This window comes from Halorubrum sp. SD626R, from assembly GCF_001261915.1.
In the GTDB taxonomy this organism is placed as follows: domain Archaea; phylum Halobacteriota; class Halobacteria; order Halobacteriales; family Haloferacaceae; genus Halorubrum.
Map to the genome: position 1 here is coordinate 31,178 of NZ_CVRT01000153.1, position 20,189 is coordinate 51,366.

Annotated in this window: 15 protein-coding genes; 6 read left to right on the forward strand and 9 right to left on the reverse strand. The window is 68.8% G+C overall.

Annotated features, from left to right (window positions below; translation table 11 throughout):
- Positions 1–96: 96 nt before the first annotated feature.
- From SD626R_RS15270 to SD626R_RS15280, 3 genes are all read right to left on the reverse strand, one after another.
- On the reverse strand, positions 97–1,167 hold the full coding sequence (locus SD626R_RS15270) for a Gfo/Idh/MocA family protein (protein WP_092567174.1): 1,071 nt from the start codon (positions 1,165–1,167) through the stop codon (positions 97–99).
- Positions 1,168–1,303: 136 nt separating this feature from the next.
- On the reverse strand, positions 1,304–1,732 hold the full coding sequence (locus SD626R_RS15275) for a hypothetical protein (protein WP_092567175.1): 429 nt from the start codon (positions 1,730–1,732) through the stop codon (positions 1,304–1,306).
- A 137-nt stretch (positions 1,733–1,869) separates the two neighbouring features.
- A complete protein-coding gene (locus SD626R_RS15280; RefSeq protein ID WP_092567176.1) occupies positions 1,870–3,642 on the reverse strand; it encodes a thiamine pyrophosphate-binding protein in 1,773 nt (590 codons plus the stop codon).
- A 124-nt stretch (positions 3,643–3,766) separates the two neighbouring features.
- Here SD626R_RS15280 and SD626R_RS15285 point away from each other — a divergent pair, with 124 nt between their 5' ends.
- Positions 3,767–4,531: a sugar phosphate isomerase/epimerase family protein gene (locus tag SD626R_RS15285; RefSeq protein ID WP_092567177.1), complete on the forward strand. Its 765-nt coding sequence runs from the start codon at positions 3,767–3,769 to the stop codon at positions 4,529–4,531.
- A 49-nt stretch (positions 4,532–4,580) separates the two neighbouring features.
- On the opposite strand, the gene SD626R_RS15290 is transcribed toward SD626R_RS15285, so the two are convergent.
- The 3 genes from SD626R_RS15290 to trmB all read right to left on the reverse strand — a co-directional run bounded on the left by SD626R_RS15290 (position 4,581) and on the right by trmB (position 8,471).
- Complete coding sequence (locus SD626R_RS15290; RefSeq protein WP_092567178.1) at positions 4,581–6,485, reverse strand: DEAD/DEAH box helicase family protein; 1,905 nt, start codon at positions 6,483–6,485, stop codon at positions 4,581–4,583.
- A 78-nt stretch (positions 6,486–6,563) separates the two neighbouring features.
- The gene (locus SD626R_RS15295) at positions 6,564–7,313 is read right to left on the reverse strand and encodes a hypothetical protein (RefSeq protein ID WP_176697339.1); all 750 of its coding nucleotides are present in this window, start codon (positions 7,311–7,313) and stop codon (positions 6,564–6,566) included.
- Between the two features lie 105 nt (positions 7,314–7,418).
- Positions 7,419–8,471, reverse strand: coding sequence for an HTH-type sugar sensing transcriptional regulator TrmB (gene trmB / locus SD626R_RS15300; protein WP_092567179.1), 1,053 nt, complete (start codon positions 8,469–8,471; stop codon positions 7,419–7,421).
- A gap of 375 nt (positions 8,472–8,846) precedes the next feature.
- Here trmB and SD626R_RS15305 point away from each other — a divergent pair, with 375 nt between their 5' ends.
- Together SD626R_RS15305 and SD626R_RS15315 are read left to right on the forward strand one after the other, a co-directional pair.
- Positions 8,847–9,935: a mechanosensitive ion channel family protein gene (locus tag SD626R_RS15305; protein WP_241996657.1), complete on the forward strand. Its 1,089-nt coding sequence runs from the start codon at positions 8,847–8,849 to the stop codon at positions 9,933–9,935.
- Between the two features lie 66 nt (positions 9,936–10,001).
- The gene (locus SD626R_RS15315) at positions 10,002–11,699 is read left to right on the forward strand and encodes an MATE family efflux transporter (RefSeq protein ID WP_092567180.1); all 1,698 of its coding nucleotides are present in this window, start codon (positions 10,002–10,004) and stop codon (positions 11,697–11,699) included.
- 47 nt (positions 11,700–11,746) lie between these two features.
- On the opposite strand, the gene SD626R_RS15320 is transcribed toward SD626R_RS15315, so the two are convergent.
- Positions 11,747–11,974 (reverse strand): DUF7385 family protein, encoded by a 228-nt coding sequence (locus tag SD626R_RS15320; protein ID WP_092567181.1) that lies wholly within the window; start codon positions 11,972–11,974, stop codon positions 11,747–11,749.
- A gap of 76 nt (positions 11,975–12,050) precedes the next feature.
- Entirely contained in the window at positions 12,051–12,905 is an 855-nt protein-coding gene (locus tag SD626R_RS15325) for a DUF7117 family protein (RefSeq protein WP_092567182.1), read from the reverse strand.
- 108 nt (positions 12,906–13,013) lie between these two features.
- On the opposite strand from SD626R_RS15325, the gene SD626R_RS15330 reads away from it, so the two are divergent.
- The 3 genes from SD626R_RS15330 to SD626R_RS15340 all read left to right on the forward strand — a co-directional run bounded on the left by SD626R_RS15330 (position 13,014) and on the right by SD626R_RS15340 (position 18,845).
- Positions 13,014–14,273 carry a DUF7544 domain-containing protein gene (locus tag SD626R_RS15330; RefSeq protein ID WP_176697340.1) on the forward strand — a complete coding sequence of 420 codons (1,260 nt, stop codon included), beginning with the start codon at positions 13,014–13,016 and terminating at the stop codon, positions 14,271–14,273.
- 286 nt (positions 14,274–14,559) lie between these two features.
- Positions 14,560–16,812 carry an NADP-dependent malic enzyme gene (locus tag SD626R_RS15335; RefSeq protein ID WP_092567183.1) on the forward strand — a complete coding sequence of 751 codons (2,253 nt, stop codon included), beginning with the start codon at positions 14,560–14,562 and terminating at the stop codon, positions 16,810–16,812.
- An 830-nt stretch (positions 16,813–17,642) separates the two neighbouring features.
- On the forward strand, positions 17,643–18,845 hold the full coding sequence (locus tag SD626R_RS15340; protein ID WP_092567184.1) for a Cdc6/Cdc18 family protein: 1,203 nt from the start codon (positions 17,643–17,645) through the stop codon (positions 18,843–18,845).
- A 145-nt stretch (positions 18,846–18,990) separates the two neighbouring features.
- On the opposite strand, the gene SD626R_RS15345 is transcribed toward SD626R_RS15340, so the two are convergent.
- A complete protein-coding gene (locus tag SD626R_RS15345; protein ID WP_015910251.1) occupies positions 18,991–19,551 on the reverse strand; it encodes a TATA-box-binding protein in 561 nt (186 codons plus the stop codon).
- Positions 19,552–20,189: the final 638 nt, after the last annotated feature.

Below are 20,189 nucleotides of genomic sequence, written 5' to 3' on the forward strand. Positions count from 1 at the left end.
GGATAGGCTCGGACCACGGAGCGGTCGCACGGCGGAACGGCAGTCGGTCACACGGCGGACCGGCGGTCGGCCGCACGGCGGACCCGGATCGGCTGCTCAGTCCAGGCGGACGGCCTCGCCGCGCTCGGAGGACCGGTAGATCGCGTCGATGACGCGCTGGACGGAGAGCGCCTCGTCGACCGCGTTGATGTCTGGTGCCTCGCCCGCCGCGACCGCGTCGAGGAACGTCGCCTGCTCGGCGGCGTGGCCGTCGCCCTCGCGGGTCGTTATCTCGGCGTCGGAGAAGTGGTGCCGGTCGCCGTCGAACGCGCTCGCCTCGTGGATCGTGAGCTCGTCGCTGCCGCGGTCGAACGTCGCGCCCGCCTCGGTTCCTCGGATCACGAACTCGTCGTTCGTCGGGCGGTTCGTCGCCCACGCGACCTCCAGCGAGACCGTGTTGCCGTCGGCGTCGCGGAGGAACGCCGACGCGGAGTCCTCCACGTCGAACCCCTCGCCCCCGTCGTCGTCGCCCCACATGTGGACGTACGCGTAGTCGTCGCGCCCCCCGAACTCCGAGCGCGTCTCGCCCGACACCTCGACGATCTCCGGGTGGTCGAGGAAGTACAGCGCCAGGTCGATCGCGTGGACGCCGATGTCGATGAGGGCGCCGCCGCCGGCGACCTCGCCGGAGGTGAACCACGAGCCGCGACCGGGGACGCCGCGGCGCCGGACGTAGTTCGCCTCGACGTGGGTCGTCTCGCCGAACCGACCCTCCGCTTGATACTCCTTGATCACCTGTACCGGCTCCGCGAACCGGTTGTTGAACCCGACCATGCAGAACCCCTCGGCGTCGCGGGCGGCCGCGGCGATGCGCTCCGCGCTCTCGACCGTGTGCGCGAGCGGCTTCTCTAAGAGCACGTCGAGGCCGGCCTCCAGCGCCGAGACGGCGTACTCCTCGTGGAACCGGTTCGGCGTCGTGACCAGGACGGCGTCGCACTCCTCGTAGAGGTCGCTCTCGCTCTCGTATGCGTGGACGCCGAACTCCTCGTGGAACCGCCGGCGGGCGTCCGGGTCGATGTCCATCCCGCCGACGAGGTTCGCGCCGCGCTCGGTCAGCTTCGTCGCGTGGTGGTTTCCGATCCCGCCGAGCCCGACGATGCCGACGGCGACGTCGTTCGCGTGAGTCATGGCTCAAATTCACAACGAAAGTTGTTAAGGTTCACGCTCCGGATCACGGGGCGGCTTCGACTCACGAAGCGGCTCCGGTTCACGAAGCGGCTTCGATCCGCGGGGCGGCCTCGGCTCCGGGAGGCGCGACCGCGGTTCAGAGGACGCCGAGGAGCGCATCGATCAGTTGGACCACGCCGTCGAGCGACTCCGCGCCGCTCCCGAGCTTCCCGTCGCCCGGCGCGAGCCGCCGAATCCGATCGGACTCGCGGCTCCAGACGAAGCGGCCGACCAGCCATCCGCTGGCGAGCAGCGAGACCGTCGCGAGGAGCCGCGATATCGCGAACAGCCGCAGGATGAGGGGGAGCAGGAGTACCAGTACCGCCCCGGCGACGACGTACGTGACGGCCGAGCGCAGCGACGCCGCGAGCGTCAGTTCGACCGTCCCGGTTCCGATGAGGAGCGCGGTCCCGCCGACCCCGATCAGCAGCGTCCCCCAGACGATCGCTCCGAGCAGCCGCACCCGACCGCCGTACCCGGAGTCGGCGGTTCCAGATACGTCGTCGTGGACCCACGGATTGCGCATACGGAGCCTCGCTTCTCGGCCCGTATATATCTCGCTTCAGATACCCGAAACGCGGCGGGTGAAACGTTCGATTGCGACGCGCGAAAGGTCCGGGGGTATCTCGTCGCCGCGGGGGACGGGCCCCGCGGGACCCCCGCTTACCGCTCTCGGTCGGGACGGGGGTCTCGGGTCATCCACTCGCTCGCCTGCGGCTCCGTCGGGTCCGTGACGACCTCGACGAGCGCGGGGCCGTCGCGGCGGCGGGCGGCGTCGACGGCGTCCGCGACCGCGTCACGGTCGGTCACCCGTTCTGCGGGGACGCCCATCCCGGACGCGACGGCGACGAGGTCGAGGTCAGCCTCCCCCCACCCGTAGGCGCCCTCGGGGAAGCCGTACGAGCGCGACGCCTCCTCGCTGATGATCGCGTAGTCGTCGTTGTTGAGCGCGACGACGGTCACGTCGATGTCCTCGGCGGCGAGCGTGTGGAGCTCGTGCACGCACATCATGAGCCCGCCGTCCCCGGTGAGCGCGACGGCGTCGCGGTCGGGGTTCGCGAGCTTCGCGCCGATCGCGGACGGCAGGCCGGTCCCCATCGTCGCCCACGATCCGGGATTGACGTACGACCGCGGGCCCGCCGCCGGGAACGAGACGAGCGTCCAGAGCCGGAAGCCGCCCGCGTCCGCCGTGACGACCGTCTCCTCGGGAAGCGCCTCGCGGACCTCGCGGAGGACCTCGACGGACCGGAGCGGCTCGTCGGGGGCGCGCTCCTCCGCGAGGGCCGCGAAGCGCCTCTCGTCGGCCGACCTGACCGCTCCGGCGCGCTCGGCGCCGTCCGCCGTCTCGGCCTTCCCGGCCCCCGCTCCCGTGGCCGGCGTCGAGCCGTCGACCGCGTCGACCTCATCCAATCGGTCCGAGAGCGCCCGCAGGAACCGGTCCGCGTCGGCAACGACGCCGAGTTCCGTCTCGTATCCGAACCCGATGTCGTCGCCGTCGAGGGTGACGTGCACGAGCCGGTCCGGCGTCGGGGCCGACCACGAGGCGGTCGCGACCGCGTCGAGATCGGAGCCGACGACGAGCCCGACGTCGGCCGCGGCGAGCAGCTCCCGGAGCTCGGCGCTCGACCCGCCACAGAGGACGCCCGCGGAGAGCGCGTGCGTCTCCGGCAGCGTCCCCTTCCCCTTGTACGTGGTCACGACCGGCGCGTCGAGCGCCTCCGCGACCGATCGGAGCGCGTCGCTCGCGTCGGCGCGCCGCACGCCGCCGCCCGCGAGCACGACGGGCGCGTCGGCCCCCGCGAGCAGTTCCGCGGCGCGGTCGACGGCCTCGGCCGGCGGTGCCTGCGGCGCGCTCGGCGACCGCTCCCCGACCGCGGGCTGGGCCGTCCGGCTCGCGAGGACGTCCTTCGGGATCCCGACGCGGACGGGGCCCTGCGGGTGTTCGCGGGCGACCCGGATCGCGTCGGCGACGGCGGGGACCGCGCCCGCGGGCGAGTCGACGAGGACGTTCTCCTTGACGACCGTATCGTACGTCTCGGGCGGCGTCTCGTGGATCCCGTCGCCGCCGCGGACCTCGCGTTCGGTCTCGACGGCGAGGTGGAGGAGCGGGACGCAGTCGTTCAGGGCGTTCTTCAGCCCGTTCATCGCGTTAGTGTCGCCCGGGCCGGGGACGACGACCGTCGCCGCCATCGCGCCCGGATCGCTCGTCTCGGCGTACCCCCACGCCTGGTGGGTGACGGCCGTCTCGTGGCGCGCGACGACGAACCGCGCGTCGCGGTCGGCCAGCGCCCGGTTGAGCGGGAGCGTCTGTTTCCCGGGGATCCCGAAGGCGACGTCCATCCCCCGGGCGAGCATCTGGTCGACGACCGCCTCGGCGACGGTCGGGCCGTCGGAGCCGCCGGGATCCGTCCCGCCCGAGGAGTCGGTGGTGTCCATACCGCGAGGTCGGCGGAGCGGGTGTTCAAAGCTTCGGCGGCGTGCCGGGGGTCGACCGCCAGTCAGTGTCGTCGCGACCGCGATGTACCCGAACTGATACGTCGCTGGGCGAGAGACGCCCGACATGGTCGACGTCGCGGTCCAACTGTACGCGCTGCGCTCGCTCGACGCGCCCCTCCCGGAGCTGCTCGACCGCGTGGGGCGGGCCGGCTACGACGGGGTTGAGTTCGCCTACCGAGTTCGCGAGTGGCCGACCGACGAGGTGCTCGCGGCGCTCGACCGGAACGGCCTGGACGCCGCGTCCGCGCACGTCCCGATCGAGGCGCTGGAAGACACGCCGCCCGAGGCGCTGGAAGCCGACTTCGACGAGACCGTCGACCGCTACGACCGGCTCGGCGTCGACACGCTCGTCGTCCCGTGGCTCGACGCCGAACACTTCGAGAGCGCCGCCGGGGTCGACGCGGTCGCGACGCGGCTGACCGACCTCGCGGCGGCCCTCGAGGCCGAGGGCCTCCGGCTCGCGTACCACAACCACGACGGGGAGTTCGCGACCGTCGACGGCGACCCGGCGATCGAGCGGCTGATCGACCGGACCGACGACCGCGTCGAGTTCGAGGTCGACGTCGGGTGGGCGCTCGCCGGCGAGGCCGACCCCGCCGCGCTGATCGACCGACACGCAGACCGGGTCACGCACCTCCACGCCACGGATATGGATGTCGATCGCGGCGAGTCGGTCGCGCTCGGCGAGGGCAACGTGGACCTCGACTCGGTGGTCGCGAGCGCGCGAGACGCGGGCGTCGAGTGGCTCGTCTACGAGCACGACGACCCGGCGGACCCGATCGCGTCGGTCGAGCAGGGGGCGAGAGCGCTGCGCGACGGGCTGGACTGACCGATTCGGCCGCCGGCGCGCCGCTCTGCTTCGCCGCCGGCGCGCCGCCTCACTCCGCCACGTTCGTCTCGCGCACCCGTATCCCCTTGCGCGCGAGGTGCCGCATCTGGCGCTGCGCGAACTCCTCCTCGCCGGAGCCGCGAGTCGCGAGCACGTAGACGAGCGCGGAGCCGGCGGGGCGCATCGTCCGGCCCGCGCGCTGAGACCCCTGCCGGCGGGAGCCGCCGAGCCCGCTGGCGACGACCGCGACCTCGGCGTTCGGGAGGTCGATCCCCTCGTCGCCGACGCGGGAGACGACGAGGGTGTCGATGTCGTCGCCGTCCGAACCGAGCTCTTCCCGCTCGTCGTCTCCGCGCCCGCCGCTCTCGCGGAACCGCCGGAACAGCTCCGCGCGCTCCCGGTGCGGCGTCTCGCCGCTGATGAAGGGGACCCCGAGCGCGTCGGCGATCGCCTCGCCCTGATCGAGGAACTCGATGAAGACGAGCGCCTTCTTGTCGCGGTGCGCCGCGAGGAGGTACCGGATCTCCTCTATCTTCGCGGGGTTCTCCGCGGCGAGCCGGCGGCGCTCGCGGCCGTCCGCGCTGGCGTACTCGTTCTGGGCCAGCTCGTCGCGCCACGGGACGTACCGGATCTCGACCTCGGGCTCCTGGACGAACCCCGCCTCGAACAGCTCGTCCCAGTCGGCGCCGATGGGTTGGCCGATCAGGGTGTAGATCTCCTCCTCACTGCCGGTCTCGCGGACCGGGGTGGCGGAGAGACCGAGGCGGTGTTTCGCCTGTAACTCCGCGGATCTGGAAAACACGGGGGCCGTGATGTGGTGGGCCTCGTCGAAGCAGATCAGTCCCCACTTCCGGGAGTCGAACAGACTCCGGTGGCGGTCCATCCCCGCGGTCTGGTAGGTCGCGATCGTGATCGGTCGGATCTCCTTCTGCCCGCCGTGGTACAGTCCGATGTCGGCGGGATCGACCGTGGAGTGTTCGAGAAGCTCCTCGCGCCACTGGTCGGCGAGCTCTCGGGACGGGACGAGGATGAGCGTCTCGCCGCCGACCGCCGCGATGGTCGCGATGGCGGCGACGGTCTTGCCCGAGCCGGGCGGGCCGACGTACACCCCCGAACGGCGTTCGAGGAACGTCTCCACCCACGCCTCCTGATACGGCCGGAGGTCGGTGGTGAGGTCGATGTCGACCGGGTCGCCGACGTCGAGGCCGCGGTCGTCCTCGACCGGGTAGCCGGCGTCGTAGAGGGCGCGCTTGACCTCGGCGACGGCGTCCTCGTTCACCCACGCCTCCGTCTCGGAGATGGGCGCCCGGAGGTGGTCGTCGTCAAGGTGCTGGTCGGCGACGTTCCCCATCAGGCTCTCGGAGGCGGCCGCCAAGACGACGTAGTCGTCTTCGTGGGTGTACAGGCGGAAGCGGTGCGCGCGGCGCCACTGGTCGCGGACCCACTCTTCGAGGTGGTCGTACCGGCGCGGGAGCACCGACCGGAGGCTCGCGATCAGGGCGTCGGCGTCGTCGAACGGCGCGGCCCACACGTCCTCCTGCCGGATCCGGTAGAGGTACCCGCGGGTTCCGGGCTCCGTTCCGGTGGTGTCGACGAGGTGCGCGAACTGCGAGAGCCGCGCGCGGGTGAACTGCGTCGGGCGGTCGACGACGATCTCGCGGCGGTTCGGGAAGGCGACGACGCGCTCGCGGGTCGCCAGTCGGCCCCAGTCTGTCGGGTAGAAGACGACCGGGTCGCTCTCGACGTCGAGCCGGTCCACGTCGCCGCGGTCGACGAGCGCGGCCAGCGCGTCGCGGGCGGCCGACTGCGTCGTGCCGAGCCGGCGCGCGACCTCGCTGGCGGTCGCGATCGGGCGCTCCTCGGCTTCGAGCGCCTCGTGAAAGCGGTCTAACGAGAGGTCGCCGTCGGCCGCGGAATCGTCCTCGCCGGCGGCGTCGCCGGGGTCGTCGGTCATTGGCTCCGGTTCGGGCGCGACGCTGAAAGGGGTAGCGTCCGCGGTCGGGGGCCGGCGGAACGCCCCTCGGCCGCGGATTTACCGACCGGAGCGCCCGTGACAGCCGCGGGACGTGATCGCGTCCTTCGAGCGGAACCGGCAGCCGCAGTCGGCGCAGCGGACATACGGCTCGCCCGGCTCGGTCTTCAGGCGGTGGTCGCCGACGACGAACGGGCGGGTCACGGTCCGAGGCCGGATTCGGTCCGGGATCGGCGTCGACGACGACTCGCTGAGCGCCGCCCGCACGGCGATGGTGTCGACGTCGACGGGGTCCCACCGGCGGGCGTCGAGGGCCGCCTCGCGGTCGGCCACCTCGGTCCAGCCGGTGACGACGACCGGGGAGTTGGTCTCCGTGTCGCCGACGACGACGACGAACCGGATCCCGCCCTCGACGAGGGCGAACCGCCAGCCGTCGGTCCGGTTCCAGCGGAGTTGCCCCCGGCGGATCGCGTCGCTCACGGTGCGCGTCGACACGTAACGGCCGGGCTGTTCCAGCCGGTCGCGGAAGTGATCGGTGAGGGCGTAGAGCCCGGGGTCGCGGATCGGCGGGTCCTCCGCAGTCCGCGCCACCGAGGATCGGTGACCGGAAGACCGGCGACCTGCGGACCGGCGATCCGAGGCCGAGCCCCGCCGGCGGGAGTCGCCGGTCTCGGGGTCGAAGGGGAGCGGGTTCGACCTCGCCGCCCGCCGGCGTGACCCCGCCGGCGCGGTCGTGGACGCGGTCCGACGCTCCGTCGATCCGGGACGGGATGACTCCGCGTCTCCCGGCCCGCCCTGTCGGGATGCCACTAACTGTGGGTACAGAGCGTGTTCTTAAGTGTGTTACGGCGACACAGGGGTTCTGACCGGTGACTCACTGCGGTCGCCCGGGTCGCGGTGATGCGCGGTCTCGACTTACAACGCCGGGGGCGCGTCGCGGCCGATGACGATCTCCTGTCCCTCGACGTCTTCGAGGGCCGCGACGCGGCCGCCGATCTCGACCTGACCGGACTCGGTCTCGACTATCAGCGAGGCGACTTCCTCCGACTCCTCGAACGCGAGATCGACGACGCGGCCGCGGACGGTGACCGATTCGCCCGTCTCGATGTCTCGTCCCTCGACAGCGGCGTAGAAGCCCTCGCCGCCGAACTCCCTGATGTCCTTGACGGCGCGGCGGATCGACGCGTAGCGGCGCGGGAACGGGCGATCCGCCCCGTCGGTGGCGAGCGTCTCGGCGGTCGTCCACAGCACGGTGCCGAAGAAGCCCGAGACGAGGAAGCCGAGCGCGGAGCGGTTGAAGATGACGCCGTAGCGTTCGCGGTCGTCGCGGAGCGCGTCCTGGGTCGCGTAGACGGAGTACTCCCCGTCGGCGACCGCGAGGACGGGCGTGGTGATCCCGCGGCGCGCCCGAGCGATGGTCGCGACCTCGAGGTAGTCGAACTCGTCCGGGTCCGGCGCCTTCGACGCGGGGGTGACGAGCAGCTCGACGCTGACGCCCTCGGCGACCTTCGCGGCGAGGTCGTCGCGGAAGCGACGGAGCAGGCCGGGGGTCAGCGAGACGGCGAGCTCGTACTCCGCGCCGGCGATGATCTCCTCCAGGTACCGGAGGATCGTCGATCGCGACTTCACGAGGGAGACGGCCTCGGTCTCCCGGGTCGGGGCGGTGTAGCGCGCCCCCAGCTCGTCGACCATCTCCGCGAACGACGACCGGAGGTCGCCGAACGCGTCGTCCGGGTCGACGGCGACGATCTTCATCGGGCGCGACTCGCGGAGCTCCACGAGCCCGCGGTCCGAGAGGCTCCGCACCGTGTCGTAGACGCGCGGCTGCGGGATGTCCGTCCGGTCGGCGATGTCGCTCGCCGTCAGTTCGCCGTGTTCCAACACCGCGAGGTACGCGTCGATCTCGTACTCGCCGAGGTTGAACCGGTCCCCGACGTGATCGAGGGTGTCGCGGAGATCGTCGGTCATACCGATATCGACGCGTCCCTCCGGTATAGCTTTTTACTATGAGCCGAGTAGTACGCGCTTTCGGAGCCGGGTCTATCGACGGCGGTCAGCCCCGCGAGGCCGAACGACGAGAAGCCGGCGACGAGGACGTCGCTCGCGCGGACTCGTTCGTGACGCTGGACGACGGCCGGGCCGGCGGGGTGTCCGACATGATCGGTGGTTGGCCCGGCGGGGTGTTAGTGATTGCCCAGTCCCGCGGGAATCTCGGTAGAGGATCGTTTGCGAAGGACCGTTCGCGAGGGACCGTTCGCGGAGTATCGTTCGCGGAGGACCGTTTCGAGCTGACCCCGCTCGCGGGGAGAAACCCTTTTTCGGGTGGGCGACGCCGGATTCCCTATGGCACTGCCCGCGGGCGCGGCGCCGGGACAGGTTCTCGGTCCGGTGACGGACGCCGTCTCGCGGTTGGCCGGGATCCCCGGTTCGCGGGTCCTAGTGGTGGTCCTGTCGGTCGCGCTGGGCGCGCTCGTCTCGAAGTTCCTCGTCCGGCTCATCGGGCGGCCCGTCGCGCGGCGGGTGTCGAGACAGAGCGTTGCGCAGACGATCGTCCGCGGCGTCCGGGTCGGGACGGTCGCGGTCGCGTTCCTGATCGGACTTCAAGTGGCCGGCTTCCAGTTCACCGATCTGCTCGTCGGGACGGCGGTGTTCTCGGCCGTGATCGGGATCATCCTCGCCCCCCTCGTCGGGAACTTCATCAACGGCGTGTTCATCCTCGCGGACCAGCCGTTCGAGATCGGGGACATGATCGAGTTAGAGAACGGGACGACGGGGTTCGTCGAGGACATCACCATCCGGTACACCAAGATCTTCACGCTCGACAACACGTTCATCGTCGTTCCGAACGGGACCATGCGCGAGCGCGACGTGACCAACTTCTCCGCGGAGGACGAGCGCACGCGGCGCACCATCGACGTGCTCGTCACCTACGAGAGCGACATCTCGGAGGGCCGGCGCCTCATCGAGCGGGCGGCCCGGGACTGCGACGCGGTGATCGACGGGGGCCCGGACATCCGGATCGGCGTCGCGCGCTACACCGCCAGCCCGGACTGCCGCCTCCACGAGTTCGGCGACGACGGGATCCTGCTCCGGCTCCGGTACTGGGTGAAGAAGCCGTACAAGCTCGCGAAGGTGCAGTCGGACGTCAACACCCGAATCCGCGAGCGCCTCGCCGACGCCGACGTCGAGATGGCGTACCCGCACCGCCACCTCGTCTTCGACGACACCTCCGGCGTCGCGCGGGTCGGGGGTCCGGAAGACGGGCGCCCCCCCGGCGAGCGGGCCGGGGACAAGCCCGACGACGGCGGGGCCCGCGGCGGTCGGACGGTCGACTCGCGAGCGGCTGGTCCCGAGAGCGGTGATTCGGATATCGAGGAGTCCACCGGTGAATCCCCGGAGCGGGACGTCCCGACCGGCGGCGACGGGGACTGAGGCGGTCCGACGCGCGGGCCGCCGGAACCGGAAGTCTGATTCACGGAGCGGCCGATTTATAAGTCAGTGAGCGACGAGCCCTCCGAGAATCCAACAGATTCCGATCCGGGAACCGCCGAGAACGGTTCGCGCGACGGCGACGAAGCCGGCGATGGCGACGGCGACGACGTCGGTGGTGGCGATATCCACGGCGCCGGTGGTGGCGAAGTCGACGGTGCTGATGATGACGGCGACCACGGTGAAGCCGGTAGCGACGACGAGCGCGTCCCCGAGGAGTCGATCACCGAGGGGAGTCTGGTGCGGCCGCTGTTTCGACTCGCCTGGCCCATCGTCGTCATCCAGCTGTTACAGGTGACGTACAACGTCGTCGACACGCTCTATCTGGGGCGCCTGTCGGCGGAGGCGGTCGGGGCGATCAGCCTCGCGTTCCCGCTGATCTTCCTGCTCATCGCGGTTGCCGGCGGCTTCACCACCGCCGGCGCCATCCTCGTGGCCCAGTACACGGGGGCCGACGGCGACGGGTCGGCGGGGCTGGTCGCGGGACAGACCATCTTCACGGTCTCCGTGCTCTCCGTGTTCATCGGGATCGCGGGGTACTTCTACACGCGTCCGGCGCTGGAGCTCCTCCCGAGCGACCCGGCCACGGCGGCGACGGTGATCCCGCTCGCGGCCGATTACATGGAGGTCATCTTCGCCGGCATCCCGCTGATGTTCGGCTTCTTCGTCTTCTCCGCGCTGATGCGCGGCTACGGCGACACCCGGACGCCGATGGCGGTGATGCTCGTCTCCGTCGTGCTGAACGTCCTCCTCGACCCGTTCCTCATCTTCGGGTTCGCCGACAACCCGCTGTTCGCTTGGCTCGCGGGAGTCCCGGCCGTGGGCGCCCTCGACCCGGTCGCGCTGGAGGCGTCGCTGTTCGCGGTCACCGGTTTCACCGGATACGGTATCGAGGGGGCCGCGCTGGCGACGATCCTCTCGCGGGGGGTCGCCACCGGCATCGGTATCTGGCTCCTGTTCGCCACCGGGCTCGGGCCGGCGGTTTCGGTGAGCCACCTCGTGCCGGATCCGACGTTCATCCGCGACATCTTCAGTCTCGGACTCCCCTCCAGCGTCGAACAGACGACCAGCGCGCTCGCCATGATCACGCTCACGGCGATGGTCGTCACGTTCTCGCCGCCGGTGGTGGCGGCGTACGGGCTCGGCAACCGGCTCATCTCGCTCGTCTTCCTGCCCGCGATGGGACTCGGGCGCGCGATCGACACGATGGTGGGGCAGAACCTCGGTGCGGACCGGGCGGACCGCGCCGCGCGGTCGGTCAAGCTCGCCGCCGGGACCGGGGCGGGCGTGATGTTCCTCGTCGCCGTGGTCGCAGTGACGTTCACGGAGCCGATCGTCGGCGCGTTCCTCGGCGACGTGCCCGACGCGCCGGCGACGGTCGGGTACGCGGTCGAGTACGTCAGGATCCGCTCGGTCGAGTTCGCCTTCATCGGCGTCTCGCAGGTGATCCTCGGCGCGTTCCGCGGCGCCGGCAACACGAAGACCGCGATGGTGATCTCGATACTCACCCTCTGGGTCGGCCGCGTCGCCAGCGTGGGCTACCTGGTGTTTATCCTCGGGTGGGGAGAGACAGGGGTCTGGGTCGGGATGGCGCTCGGGAACATACTCGGAGCGATCGTCGGCGTCGCCTGGTTCGCTCGGGGAACGTGGACTGACCGGTACATCGACGATCCGGAGCCAGAGGTCGATCCGGTCGCCGGCGACTGAGTTTAGACACCGGCGACTGAGCGGTTCAGTCGCTGGCGACAGACCGATCAGTGCCGGAAGAGGTGGATCGCGTCCTCGTCGCGGAGGAGACAGAACCTCGCGCCGTCGCTCTCCGGGAACGTCGTCCCCGTCTCGCGCGTGGTGAACAGCCGTTCGAACGGCGCGTTACAGACCGGGCACGAGACGTCCTTCCGGTTCTCCCAGAGGGCCGTCGATCCCGTGTCTCTGAGCTGTTTCAGCGCGTGACGGTGGTCGTGGACGTCGAACCGCGGCATGTCCGGAGGTCTGCGGGCCGGCGGTTGAATGTGACCCCGAAAGTATCAGGCGTGATTCCGTCGCGGTCGTCGCGGCTCAGGCGTCCAGTTCGGCCAGTCCCGACCGGGCCCGTTCGACGGCCGCGTCGTCGCCGGTCCGGACGTACTCGCCGAGCGCGTCCGCGGCGTCGACGAGAGCGTCTGCGTCCGTCGCGGGAACGTCGCCGTTGAGCGCCTCGACGCGCTTCGCTCGGTCGCGGAGCCGTTCGAGGAGCTCTCTGGTCGGGGCGATCCGTGACCGAGGATCGTCGCCGTCGCCGCCCGTGTCGACGGAGACCGTCGGTCCGTCGGCCGCCGGACCCTCGCCAGTCGCGGAACTCTCGCCGGTCGCGGAACCCTCGCCGGTCGCGGAATCGTCCCCGGTCTCGAGTTCGTCGAGGAACGCGAGGAGGTCGCTCCGGTACTCGTCGACGGCGCCCGCGGCCGCCATCCCGCGAGCCTCGCGGAGCCGCTCGGGGACGGTCGCCGTCGCGGGGCGGCCGCCGTCGTCGGCGCCGGCCAGCAGTTCGAGGAGGTACTCGCTGTCCGCGTCGGCGGGATCGCGGAGCCGGTCGTAGCAGTCGACCGCCTCCAGCAGCTCTCGGGCCGCGAGGTACGTCCCGTCGAGCGGGAGGAGCTCGCCGCCGCGGACGAAGCCGCGCTTCCGGACGTACTCGCGGAGGTCCGACTTGAGTTCGTCGACGCCCTCCGCGGGAAGGGTCCCGCTCGCGTCCCCAAACCGGGCGCGGTGGGCGCCGAGGTCGAGCGTCGCGGGCGCGTCGGTGTGCGTCGTGCGGTCGTCGACGCCGACGCTCCGGAGGTCCCCGCAGTCCGGACACTCCACGCTCCCCGTCTCGTAGTACGACCACCGGGCGCCGCACTGCTGGCACTCTCGCTCCCCGCGAATCTTCATACCCGACTCCACGCGCCGTTCGGCGTAAAGGACTGCGGTCGGGCCGAGGCGGGCGATCCGATCTCTCCCTCGACATGTTATATATGGGATCCGCGAGAACCGCCGCACATGAGTTGGCACGCCGTCGACGCGCTCGACGACGCGGTCGACGCCACGCGCCGGTTCCTGTTCCCGTTCAGCCTCGTCCGCTGGGCGAAACTCGCCCTCCTCGTGCTCCTGATGGGCGGTGGCGGCGGCGCGAGCGCGAACGCGACCGTCTCCCTCGCGTCCGATGCGGGGGTGACGCCGCCGGAGGGAATCGATCCCGATCCCGCCGTCGGCTCGGAATCCGGGGGCGTCAGTGGGGGATCCGGGAGCGGCGGCTCGGGATCCGGGGGCATCGATCCGGGTTCGATACCCTCCGACGCGCTCACCGAAGCGGTCGATCCGGGCGTGATCGCGGTCGCCGCCGGTGCGGTCGTTCTCCTGATCGTCGCGGTCTCGGTAGCGTCGCTGTCGCTGCGGCTGGTCTTCTACGACGCGCTTCGGACGAATCGCGTCCGGCTCTGGCGGCCGTTCCTCGCGCGCCTGCGCCAGTCGCTCGGCCTGTTCCTGTTCACCGCGGTACTGAGCGCCGCGGCGGCGGCGCCCGTCGCGCTGGGGATTCTCGTCGCGGTCGCCGCGGACGCTCCGACCGGGTGGGCGCCGCTCGACTCGCTCGCCGGGACGGTGGGATCGCTCTCGGGCGGGCCGCTCGTCGCGCTCGGTCTCGCCGGGGCGGCGCTCGTCGCGCTCGCCGCGCTCGCGCTCCGCTTCACCTACGAGTTCGTTGTGCCGACGATGGTCGTTCGGGAGACCGGCGTGCTTGGGGGGTGGCGGCGGATCTGGACTACGCTGCGCGCCGAGTGGGCCGAGGTGCTGGTGTATCTCGTCGCCCACGTCGTCGTCGGTCTGGGGCTGTCGGTCGTCGAGGGAGTCGCGTTCGCGTTCGCCCTCGCGCTCGTGGCCGCGATCGGCGGCCTCGCGCTCCTCCTCGTCGCGGCCGCGCTGGGCGGGCTCGGTGCGCTGCTCGGAACCGCGGCCGGAGCGTCGGCGGTCGTGCTGGTGGCGCTCGCGGGAGTCGCCGTCCTCTTGGCCTTGGTGTTGCCCGTGCGGGTGATCACGCGCTCGTACCGGATCGCCTATGAAGTCTCGACGCTCGGCGGACTGGACCGAGACCTCGCCCTGCTCCACCCTGATCTCGGCTCCAAAGCGCATGGATCGTCGAGACCGGGCGCCTCTGGATCGGGTGGTTCGGAATCGCGCGCCTCGGGATCAGACGGTTCGGGGTCAGATGGTTCGGAGTCAGATGGTTCGGAGTCGAATTCCGGCGATTCTGGTAACCGGTAACTCTGGTGACGGGCAGATTCGGTGACCGCTAACTCCGGTGACCGCTGGGTCGCGATCCGGATCGTCTCTCGACTGCGGATCGCCTCTTGACCGCCGAATCGCCTCGCCTCTTGACCGCCGAATCGCCTCGCCTCTTGACCGCCGAATCGCCCCGTCAGCGTCGACTGTCGTATTGTATCTGATGCCTCGGGCGAACGTTCGATTTCGATCGGGAAACGTCGAACGTCGAACGACACCTTCGACGTGTTCACATACCTTTTTACTCTGTTCGTGAATGGAGGTGGACATGGGACTGGATGACGACGCGCGGGAATATCACCGAGAGGAGCCGCCGGGGAAGATAGCCATCGAGACGACGAAGCCGACGAACACGCAGCGAGACCTCTCGTTAGCGTACTCTCCGGGCGTCGCGGCGCCCTGCCGCGACATCGCTGCAGACCCGGAATCCGTCTTCGAGTACACCGCGAAGGGGAACCTCGTCGCGGTCGTCTCGAACGGATCGGCGGTCCTCGGGCTCGGCGACATCGGGGCCTCGGCGTCGAAGCCGGTGATGGAGGGGAAAGGCGTGCTGTTCAAGCGCTTCGCCGACATCGACGTCTTCGACATCGAGCTCGACATCGATTCGGTCGACCCGTTCTGTGAGGCGGTCTCCGCGATGGAGCCGACGTTCGGCGGCGTGAACTTAGAGGACATCAAGGCGCCGGAATGCTTCGAGATCGAGGAGCGCCTCCGCGACGAGATGGATGTCCCCGTGTTCCACGACGACCAACACGGCACCGCGATCATCTCCGGCGCCGCCCTGACGAACGCGGTCGAGATCTCCGGGAAGGACCTCTCCGAGATCGAGATCGTTTTCTCGGGGGCTGGCGCGTCCGCCATCGCGACCGCTCGATTCTACGTCTCACTCGGCGCGCGCAAAGAGAACATCACGATGTGCGACTCTTCCGGGATCATCACCGAGGAGCGCGTCGACGCGGGCGAGGTCAACCAGTACAAGAGCCAGTTCGCCAGCGACGCCGCGGGCGGGGATCTGTCGGACGCGATGGAGGGCGCCGACGTCTTCGTCGGGCTCTCCGTCGGCGGAATCGTCTCGCAGGAGATGGTGCGGTCGATGGCCGCCGACCCGATCATCTTCGCGATGGCGAATCCCGACCCGGAGATCACCTACGAGGACGCGAAGGACGCCCGCGACGACACGGTGATCATGGCAACCGGGCGGTCGGATTACCCGAACATGGTGAACAACGTCCTCGGGTTCCCGTTCCTCTTCCGGGGCGCGCTCGACGTGCGCGCGACGGAGATCAACGAGGAGATGAAGCGGGCCGCCGCCGAGGCGCTCGCCGAGCTGGCGCGGAAAGACGTCCCCGACGCCGTGGTGAAGGCGTACGGCGACGACCCGCTCCAGTTCGGCCCGGACTACGTGATCCCGAAGCCGCTCGATCCGCGCGTCCTCTTCGAGGTCGCGCCGAGCGTCGCGGAGGCGGCGATGGAGTCGGGCGCCGCGCGGACGGAAATCGACCTCGAACGGTATCGCGAGGAGTTGGAGGCGCGGCTCGGGAAATCCCGCGAGATGATGCGCGTCGTCCTGAACAAGGCGAAGAGCGACCCGAAGCGCATCGCGCTCGCGGAGGGGACCGACGAAAAGATGATCCGCGCGGCCTACCAGCTCTCGGAGCAGGGCATCGCGGATCCCGTGCTGCTCGGCGACGCCGACGAAATCGGTCGGACGGCCGACCGGCTCGGGCTCTCGTTCCAGCCGGAGATCGTCGATCCGGAACACCGCGACGTGTCGGCGTACGGGGACCGGCTCCACGAGCTCCGGAAGCGGAAAGGGATCACCCGCCGGGAGGCGAACGAGCTGGTCCGACGCGACACGAACTACCTCGGGAGCGTCATGGTGAAGTCCGGAGACGTGGACGCCATGCTCACCGGGCTGACGCACCATTATCCGTCGGCGCTCCGACCGCCGCTGCAGGTGATCGGATCTGACGACGACACCGACACGATCGCCGGCGTGTACATGCTCACGTTCAAGAATCGGGTGATATTCTGTGCCGACACCACGGTGAACCAGGACCCGGACGCGGAGACGCTGGCCGAGGTCACCCGCCACACCGCGGACCTCGCCCGGCGGTTCAACGTCGAGCCGCGCGCGGCGATGCTGTCGTACTCCAACTTCGGAAGCGTCGACAACGAGGGGACCCAGAAGCCCCGAGAGGCCGTCGATATCCTCCACGGAGACGAGGGAGTCGACTTCCCCGTCGACGGGGAGATGCAGGCCGACACCGCCGTCGTCGACGATATCCTCAACGGGACCTACGAGTTCTCGGAGCTCGACGAGGCCGCGAACGTTCTCGTCTTCCCGAACCTCGAAGCGGGGAACATCGGGTACAAGCTACTCCAGCGCCTCGGCGGAGCGGAGGCCATCGGTCCGATGCTGGTCGGCATGGATCAGCCCGTTCACGTCCTCCAGCGCGGTGACGAGGTGAAAGACATCGTCAACTTGGCGAGCGTGGCGGTCGTCGACGCACAAGAATAGCGGTCATCGACCATCGACTCCTTCGAGTCGCGTCGCTTCGACGGGCGCCCTTCGTCGGACGCTTTCTGTTGGATATTCGTTTCTCCTCTCGTCTCACCTGTTTCTTGTCTTATTTGTTCCTCGTCTCGTCTGTTCCTCGTCTATTTCGGGGAGCGATGCGTTGAGGCTAGAGTGACACACCGGGTTTCCGGTGAAATGGGGGAGTGCGGCAGATGGGGTCGTTGCGGGAGTCGGTTCTTCCCTGAACCCATCGAGAAACTTCTCGCTAAGACTACCGAGAGCTCTAAAACCACTGAGAGCTTTCTCCGACCATCTTCTCCGATCCCCGCTAATTCTATAAAGAATTATAAACTAGTTTTGAGTATACTCCATTGACCCCAATGGTCGAGAAACTTCTCTCGATAGTCGAGAGACTTTCATCGGAAAGGTGCAGGGCGATCCGACACTCTATCGTCGATTCCCACGTTTTCCGGCTGTGTGAAGCCGTATCCAGCTACGAGAAGTCATGCGATAGACACCGGGTTTCCGGTGAATACGATTGTGTGATGGAATCGATCTCCTTGTGGTTCTCTTACCTACTCCACATCGCTCTCTTCCATGCAACATTACCAGCCCTCAGGGAATTCCACTTCTATGGTACTCCACCTCCACGGAATTCCACCTCCACCTCCACGGAATTCCACCTCCACCTCCACGGAATACCACCCCAACGGAAAACTACCCACCCCACCGACCCCGTTTCACCGGAAACCCGGTGTGTGTCTCAACCCTCCTAACTCACTACACGCTCGAAACGGAACGCATTTCACCGGAAACCCGGTGTCGATCCCATGGACGCAGCGGACGACCTCTTCACTCGGGAGGACCCGATATTCGCGAACAAGGAACTCCTCGAGATCAGTCACCTCCCCGGCGAAGGCCGAATCGTCGGTCGGGACGACGAGATCGCCGATCTCGCGAATGCGGTCAACCCGGCCATCTTCGGGCAGAGTCCGAGCAACGTGCTCATCTACGGGAAGACGGGGACCGGGAAGTCGCTCTGCGCGAAGTACGTCTCGAAGCGACTCGTCTCGACCGCCGGCGAGGAGGGCGTCAACGCCACCTTCGCGTACGTCGACTGCGCGCAGGACACGACCGAGACGCAGGCCGTCCAGACGATCGCCGACGGCGTGAACGACCCCGACGCGACCGGGATTAACGTCCCGGATAAGGGGCTGTCGACCTCGACGTACTACAAGCGGCTCTGGCGCATCCTCGACCAGCGGTACGATGTCGTGCTCGTCATCCTCGACGAGATCGACAAACTCGACGACGACGCGATCCTGATGCAGCTATCACGCGCGGGCGAGGCCGGGAAGATCACGGACTGCAAGCTCGGCGTCGTGGGGATCAGCAACAAGATCCAGTACAAAGACCGGATGGACGAGCGGGTCAAATCGAGCCTCTGTGAGCGCGAATTCGTGTTCCCGCCGTACGACGCGAACCAGCTCCGGGAGATCATGCAGGCGCGGGCGGACGCGTTCCACGACGACGTACTCGACCCGTCCACGATTCCGCGCGCCGCGGCGCTCGCGGCGCGCGAGCACGGGGACGCGCGGAAGGCGATCGATATCCTCAGATACGCCGGCGAGATCGCGCAGGGAAACGACGAACCGACCGTTCGCGAGGAGTTCGTGACGCAGGCGCGCCAGCGCGCCGAGACGGACCGGTTCCGTGAACTCATCCGCGGGTCGACGCCACACTCCCGGTACGTCCTTCAGGCGCTCGCGCTGTTGTCCCTCTCGAACGGACGTAAGGACGGGTTCCGTACCAGTCGCGTGTACGAGATCTACGAGAACATCTGCCGGCAGGAGGGGTCGGACAGCCTCTCGCTTCGTCGCGTCCGAGACCTCCTCAAGGAGCACGCGTTCCTCGACATCATCGAACAGTCGAAACACAGCGGCGGGAGCGCGGAGGGAAGCTACACGAAACACCAACTGCTGGAGGACCCGAGCGTCGTCAAGGACGTACTGACGGGAGACAGCGCCACGTAACGGTTCCGGCGAGACCGATCCCCGGTCGCTTCCCCTCTCGGGGTAACCTCGTACGGTCGATTCCGCGCCGACGCTTCGCCGACCGACCGAGCACTGCTGGTTCGACGCCTCGCGACTGATCGAGCCGATACGATCGAGCGAACGCTCAGCCGAGCAGACCGAGTCCCTCGATCCGCTCGACGATCTCTTCGACGGCCTCCTCGGCGTCGTCGGTGCGTTTCCCGCCGGTGATGACGATCTTCCCGCTGCCGAACAGGAGGATGACGACCTCCGGTTCGTCCATCCGGTAGACGAGCCCTGGGAACTGCTCCGGCTCGTACTCGACGTCCTCTAGGCCGAGGCCGATCGCGAGCGCGTTGAGGTTGAGGTTGTGGCCGAGATCGGCGCTCGACACGATGTTCTGTACGGTTATCTCCGGGTCCTCTTCGACCGGGATCTGGAGCCCGCGGAGCTTCTCGAAGATGATACCGAGGGCCTCGTGGACATCGTCGATGCTCTTCGCGCCCGTACACACGATCTTCCCCGACCGGAAGATAAGCGCGGCCGCCTTCGGTTCCTGGGTCCGGTAGACGAGCCCCGGAAAGTTGTCCGGGTTGAAATCCGCGCCCGGGAGGTCCTCCGCGAGCGCTTCCAAGTCGAGTTCTTGGCCGATTCCGGTTGATGCAACGACGTTCTGGATCTCGATCGAATCAGCAGGGTTCGTCATCGTTCGCTTTTATATGCGTCCCCCTCCCTTATAAACGCCCGTGGTATAAACGATCGCTCGCGACGCGTCCTCGCCGTCGCCGTTCGCTCGCCCTTCGAGCCCGAGTGCGGGTACCCGAAACCCGCGGACGCCGACGAACGGGGACCACCGGTGAGAAATAGTCGTCTCCGAACTCTCAGTGATGCGCTCTGAACTCCCGGCGGTGCACCTGGAACGCTCGGCGATCTATTGACAGAAAATATATAAATACTCGCAGATCGGCTCCGATCGCTCGGACGAGAACTCTGCTGCACTGATCGCCGTGACGGGCCCCGGTCGCACCGTGTCGTGACAACCGCTCTCATTGAAATCGCATGACGTGGCGGTGGTAGTTCGACGGTGTTAAGTATAACCCGGGATTCGTGTTGAATGCGAAGGTCCCCCGGCGCGGGGGACGACGGTCGGCCGCATCGCGGCCGGTCGAAGTGTTCCGACGTGCTTAAGTGTATAAGCCCGCTCGGTTGTAATGCGAAGAACGCATCCGCGAATTCGGCCCGTTCAACTCGGCCCGGTTTCGCAGAGTCGGTTCGTCCGACTCACTGATATGAGGATTCCGCCCCCTGCGCTCCGGCGTAAGCGGGAATCTGATGTGAGCCGTG

Excerpts from the sequence above, each read along its gene's own strand:
- SD626R_RS15270 (WP_092567174.1), bottom strand. The coding sequence starts at position 1,167 with ATGACTCACGCGAACGACGTCGCCGTCGGCATCGTCGGGCTCGGCGGG.
- SD626R_RS15345 (WP_015910251.1), bottom strand. The coding sequence starts at position 19,551 with ATGACGAACCCTGCTGATTCGATCGAGATCCAGAACGTCGTTGCATCA.
- SD626R_RS15290 (WP_092567178.1), bottom strand. The coding sequence starts at position 6,485 with ATGACCGACGACCCCGGCGACGCCGCCGGCGAGGACGATTCCGCGGCC.
- SD626R_RS15320 (WP_092567181.1), bottom strand. The coding sequence starts at position 11,974 with ATGCCGCGGTTCGACGTCCACGACCACCGTCACGCGCTGAAACAGCTC.
- SD626R_RS15340 (WP_092567184.1), top strand. The coding sequence starts at position 17,643 with ATGGACGCAGCGGACGACCTCTTCACTCGGGAGGACCCGATATTCGCG.
- SD626R_RS15325 (WP_092567182.1), bottom strand. The coding sequence starts at position 12,905 with ATGAAGATTCGCGGGGAGCGAGAGTGCCAGCAGTGCGGCGCCCGGTGG.
- SD626R_RS15275 (WP_092567175.1), bottom strand. The coding sequence starts at position 1,732 with ATGCGCAATCCGTGGGTCCACGACGACGTATCTGGAACCGCCGACTCC.
- SD626R_RS15305 (WP_241996657.1), top strand. The coding sequence starts at position 8,847 with ATGGCACTGCCCGCGGGCGCGGCGCCGGGACAGGTTCTCGGTCCGGTG.
- SD626R_RS15285 (WP_092567177.1), top strand. The coding sequence starts at position 3,767 with ATGGTCGACGTCGCGGTCCAACTGTACGCGCTGCGCTCGCTCGACGCG.
- trmB (WP_092567179.1), bottom strand. The coding sequence starts at position 8,471 with ATGACCGACGATCTCCGCGACACCCTCGATCACGTCGGGGACCGGTTC.
- SD626R_RS15330 (WP_176697340.1), top strand. The coding sequence starts at position 13,014 with ATGAGTTGGCACGCCGTCGACGCGCTCGACGACGCGGTCGACGCCACG.
- SD626R_RS15280 (WP_092567176.1), bottom strand. The coding sequence starts at position 3,642 with ATGGACACCACCGACTCCTCGGGCGGGACGGATCCCGGCGGCTCCGAC.
- SD626R_RS15335 (WP_092567183.1), top strand. The coding sequence starts at position 14,560 with ATGGGACTGGATGACGACGCGCGGGAATATCACCGAGAGGAGCCGCCG.